The organism is Pseudomonas sp. GW823-FHT06E10 (genome assembly GCF_058794995.1).
In genome coordinates, this window is record NZ_JBXAHJ010000034.1 from 1 (window position 1) to 4,203 (window position 4,203).

The 4,203-nt window shown below is 57.4% G+C and carries 3 protein-coding genes; 1 reads left to right on the top strand and 2 read right to left on the bottom strand.

Annotation, left to right across the window (positions count from 1 at the left end):
* Positions 1–269: 269 nt before the first annotated feature.
* Together AC1Q6Y_RS27985 and AC1Q6Y_RS27990 are read right to left on the bottom strand one after the other, a co-directional pair.
* Positions 270–1,490, bottom strand: a complete 1,221-nt coding sequence (locus AC1Q6Y_RS27985; RefSeq protein ID WP_057712566.1) for a CaiB/BaiF CoA transferase family protein — start codon at positions 1,488–1,490, stop codon at positions 270–272.
* An 11-nt stretch (positions 1,491–1,501) separates the two neighbouring features.
* On the bottom strand, positions 1,502–2,683 hold the full coding sequence (locus AC1Q6Y_RS27990; RefSeq protein WP_008053124.1) for an acyl-CoA dehydrogenase: 1,182 nt from the start codon (positions 2,681–2,683) through the stop codon (positions 1,502–1,504).
* Positions 2,684–2,840: 157 nt separating this feature from the next.
* Here AC1Q6Y_RS27990 and AC1Q6Y_RS27995 point away from each other — a divergent pair, with 157 nt between their 5' ends.
* Entirely contained in the window at positions 2,841–3,740 is a 900-nt protein-coding gene (locus AC1Q6Y_RS27995) for a LysR family transcriptional regulator (RefSeq protein WP_057712567.1), read from the top strand.
* Positions 3,741–4,203 lie beyond the last annotated feature (463 nt).

The window sequence follows — 4,203 nt, forward strand, 5'->3', positions numbered from 1 at the left end:
CGTTACACGCTGCTGTCAACACCTCTTTTTCAACTCCCTTTGTGCTTCGATGAACTGAAGCAACCTGCTGCCGAAAATTGCGTAACTCTTTGTTTACCAAGGAGTTTTTCGTTTCGACTGCGCCGGAAGTGGGGCGAATTATAGAGATCTGGAATCTGCCGTCAAGCACTGATTTAGGTTTTCTATCAATAAGCTGCAGAAAGCAGCAAAACATCCCAAAGGGTGCCTATATAGAGGAGCCGAAACACCCTCTATATAGAAGAGACCTATCAGAGAACGCCAGAAGCCTTGAATGCGGACACCGCCCCGGCATCCAGACCCAACACACGCTGCAAAACTTCAAGCGTGTGCTCACCCAGCAGAGGAGGTGCAAAACGATACTCCACCGGCGTCTCCGACAGTCGAATCGGACTCGCCACCTGAGGCACCATCCCGGCCAGCGCATGCGGCAGCTCGATAGCCAACCCGCGCGCCTTGACCTGAGGATCGGCAAACATCTGCGCCACGTCATTGATAGGCCCGCATGGCACGCCAGCCTGCTCCAGTTGCGCCACCCATTCAGCGGTAGTCTTGAACACCGTAGCCTGGCGGATCAGCGGAATCAGTATTGCCCTGTTTGCCACCCGCAGCTTGTTAGTGGCAAAACGCGGATCGTCCGCCCACTGCGGCTGCCCGGCCACTTCCGCAAACTTGCGGAACTGACCATCGTTCCCGACGGTAAGGATGAAATCGCCATCCGCCGTAGGAAAATCCTGATAAGGCACGATGTTCGGGTGAGCATTACCCAAGCGTTTAGGCGCATTGCCTGTCGTCAGGTAGTTCATTGCCTGATTGGCCAGACAAGCCACCTGTACATCCAACAGTGCCATATCGATATGCTGACCACCGCCGTCGTGATCCCGATGCGCAAGCGCAGCCAGAATCGCGACAGTCGAATACAGCCCGGTCAGGATGTCCGTCAGCGCCACGCCAACCTTCACCGGCCCCGCACCCTCTTCGCCTTCAGGTCGCCCCGTCAGACTCATGAGGCCGCCGAGCCCCTGGATCATGAAGTCATAACCCGCACGCTTGGCGTAAGGACCGGTCTGGCCGAACCCGGTGATCGAGCAATAGATCAGATCCGGATTGATCGTCTTCAGCGTTTCATAGTCCAGGCCATAAGCCGCCAGACCGCCGACCTTGAAGTTCTCGATCAGGATGTCCGACTTGGCCGCCAGTTCACGCACCAGCTTCTGCCCTTCAGGGCGAGTGAAGTCGATGGTGACAGATTGCTTGTTGCGATTGGCCGACAAGTAATAAGCAGCCTCGCTGGTATTCTCGCCATAAGCGTCTTTAAGGAACGGCGGTCCCCAGGCGCGCGTGTCATCGCCGTTACCCGGACGCTCGACCTTGATCACTTCAGCGCCAAGGTCGGCCAGGATCTGCCCGGCCCAAGGCCCGGCCAGCACCCGCGATAAATCCAGTACCCGTAGATGCGAAAGCGCGCCCATGGACGTTCTCCTTAATAGAACGCCTGGAGGCCGGTTTGCGCACGACCGAGGATCAGTGCATGGACGTCGTGAGTACCTTCATAGGTGTTCACCACTTCCAGGTTGACCAGGTGACGCGCCACACCGAATTCATCGGAGATGCCGTTGCCGCCCAACATATCGCGAGCCATGCGCGCGATGTCCAGGGACTTGCCGCAAGAGTTGCGCTTCATCATCGAGGTAATTTCGACCGCAGCGGTACCTTCGTCCTTCATACGACCCAGACGCAGGCAGCCTTGCAGCGCCATAGTGATTTCAGTCTGCATGTCGGCCAGCTTCTTCTGGATCAACTGGGTAGCGGCCAGTGGGCGACCGAACTGTTGACGATCCAGGGTGTACTGGCGAGCGGTGTGCCAGCAGAACTCGGCTGCACCCAGCGCACCCCAGGAGATGCCGTAACGTGCCGAGTTGAGGCAAGTGAAAGGACCTTTCAGACCACGGACGTCCGGGAAGATGTTCTCTTCCGGAACGAACACGTTGTCCATCACGATTTCACCGGTGATCGATGCCCGCAGGCCCACCTTGCCGTGAATCGCCGGAGCGCTCAGACCTTTCCAGCCTTTCTCCAGAACGAAGCCGCGAATGTCACCGGCATCGTCCTTGGCCCAGACCACGAACACATCGGCGATCGGGCTGTTGGTGATCCACATCTTGCTGCCGGTAAGGCTGTAGCCGCCTTCCACTTTGCGCGCACGACTGATCATCGCGCCCGGGTCGGAGCCGTGGTTAGGCTCGGTCAGGCCGAAGCAGCCGATCCACTCGCCCGACGCCAGTTTCGGCAGGTACTTCTGCTTCTGCGCTTCGGTACCGAATTCATTGATTGGCACCATCACCAGCGAGGACTGCACGCTCATCATCGAGCGATAGCCGGAGTCGATGCGCTCGACTTCACGGGCGATCAGGCCATAGCTGACATAGTTCAGGCCGCTGCCACCGTATTGCTCGGGGATGGTTGCGCCCAACAGGCCGACCTCGCCCATTTCGCGGAAGATCGCCGGATCGGTCTTCTCATGACGGAAAGCTTCGAGGATGCGCGGCGCAAGGCTTTGCTGAGCGAATTGCGCAGCCGTGTCGCGAATCATTCGTTCTTCTTCAGTGAGCTGTTGATCCAGCAGCAGGGGATCGATCCAGTTGAAGCTAGCTTTACCGCCCATGAGTGTGTCCTCTCGAATCGGGTCAAATAACGTAGGCTGATCCTAGGCCCGGATCGGCGCGACGGCAAACGAGGATTTTGCATACTGTTGTGCTAATTTCTCACTCCGAAACGTCGCAAAAGAGCTTTTATGCGATGTATTAGTGAGGTTGACGTACATGCGCAGAAAGATACCCAGCACCACCGCCCTGATCAGCTTCGAGGCCGCGGCGCGCCACGAGAGCTTCACCAAGGCCGCCCAGGAGCTTTCGCTGACCCAGGGAGCGATTTGCCGACAGATTGCCAGCCTTGAAGAGTTCCTCAGTGTGGAACTGTTCCGACGCTCGCGGCGCGGGGTCAAGCTGACGGAAGCCGGACTCTCCTACAGCCGTCGGGTGGCCACTCAGCTCGATGCCGTTGAGCGCGACACCTTGTCCGTGATGGGCCAGCAGGGCACCAACGTGATCGAACTGGCCGTAGTTCCGACCTTCGGCACCCAATGGCTGCTGCCGCGACTCAAGGATTTCCAGCAGAAACACCCGGAAGTGACGGTCAACCTGACCAACCGCACGCGGCCGTTCCTGTTCGCCGACACGGATTTTGATGCCGCCATCTACTTCGGCGACGCGGATTGGTCGGGTACAGAATCCCACAGGCTGATGGGTGAAAATCCGATGCCCGTTTGCAGCCCCAACCTGCTCGGAAACAAGACCAGTCTGACGCCTGGGGAAATCGCCGACTTGCCTCTTCTGCAACAAACCACTCGCCCCTATGCCTGGCGCCAATGGTTCGACTCCCAACACCTGAATGTCCCGCGAGACATGACGGGCCCCCGCTACGAGCTATTCTCCATGCTCGCCCAGGCCGCCATGCACGACATGGGCATTGCCCTGATTCCGCCGTTCCTGATTCAAAGGGAGCTGAAAGAGAAACGCCTGGTGATCGCCAACCCCCAAGCACTGTCCAGTATCAAGGCTTACTACCTGATGATTCCTGAGCGAAAGGTCGAATCCGCGTCTTTAAGGGCATTTCGCGACTGGCTGGTAAATCAGGCGTACAGCTACAGCCTAGAGGGATAAAGGCTCTACAAGGTTACTTGACCCCGTAGTCAGCAAAACAAAAGCCCTACAGATATACGTATTTGTCGCATGGCAGAAAACTGTATCGACAAGTCGTACAAACGTCCCACAAGCGCCTGATGACGCGGCTTTGCGCCACTATTTCGAGGCAATGCCGCATCATTCATACGGCCGATGTGTAAATTCTTCAATTTCGGCCAGAATCCTTGAAAAGCACGGTCTGCAAGGGATTGAGCCGGTTGGTTGCGACATTCGGTCACGGGGTGACTTGTAGTTAATTTTCCGTCACCCGTCATAATCCCTTGAAGGGCACAAAGTTCGCCTGCAAAATGCCGCGCCCCGCCCTGATTTGGCGGGATCGTGCTGATCGGCCGCCCCAGCCGCACCATCCGTAGTGCATGGGTTTACTCAATAAGATCACGCAGGAGATTTGACGTGCACATTGGTGTTCCTCTCGAAACCC

Bases quoted from the DNA above. Each gene is read 5' to 3' on its own strand.
- AC1Q6Y_RS27995 (WP_057712567.1), top strand. From the start codon at position 2,841: ATGCGCAGAAAGATACCCAGCACCACCGCCCTGATCAGCTTCGAGGCC.
- AC1Q6Y_RS27985 (WP_057712566.1), bottom strand. From the start codon at position 1,490: ATGGGCGCGCTTTCGCATCTACGGGTACTGGATTTATCGCGGGTGCTG.
- AC1Q6Y_RS27990 (WP_008053124.1), bottom strand. From the start codon at position 2,683: ATGGGCGGTAAAGCTAGCTTCAACTGGATCGATCCCCTGCTGCTGGAT.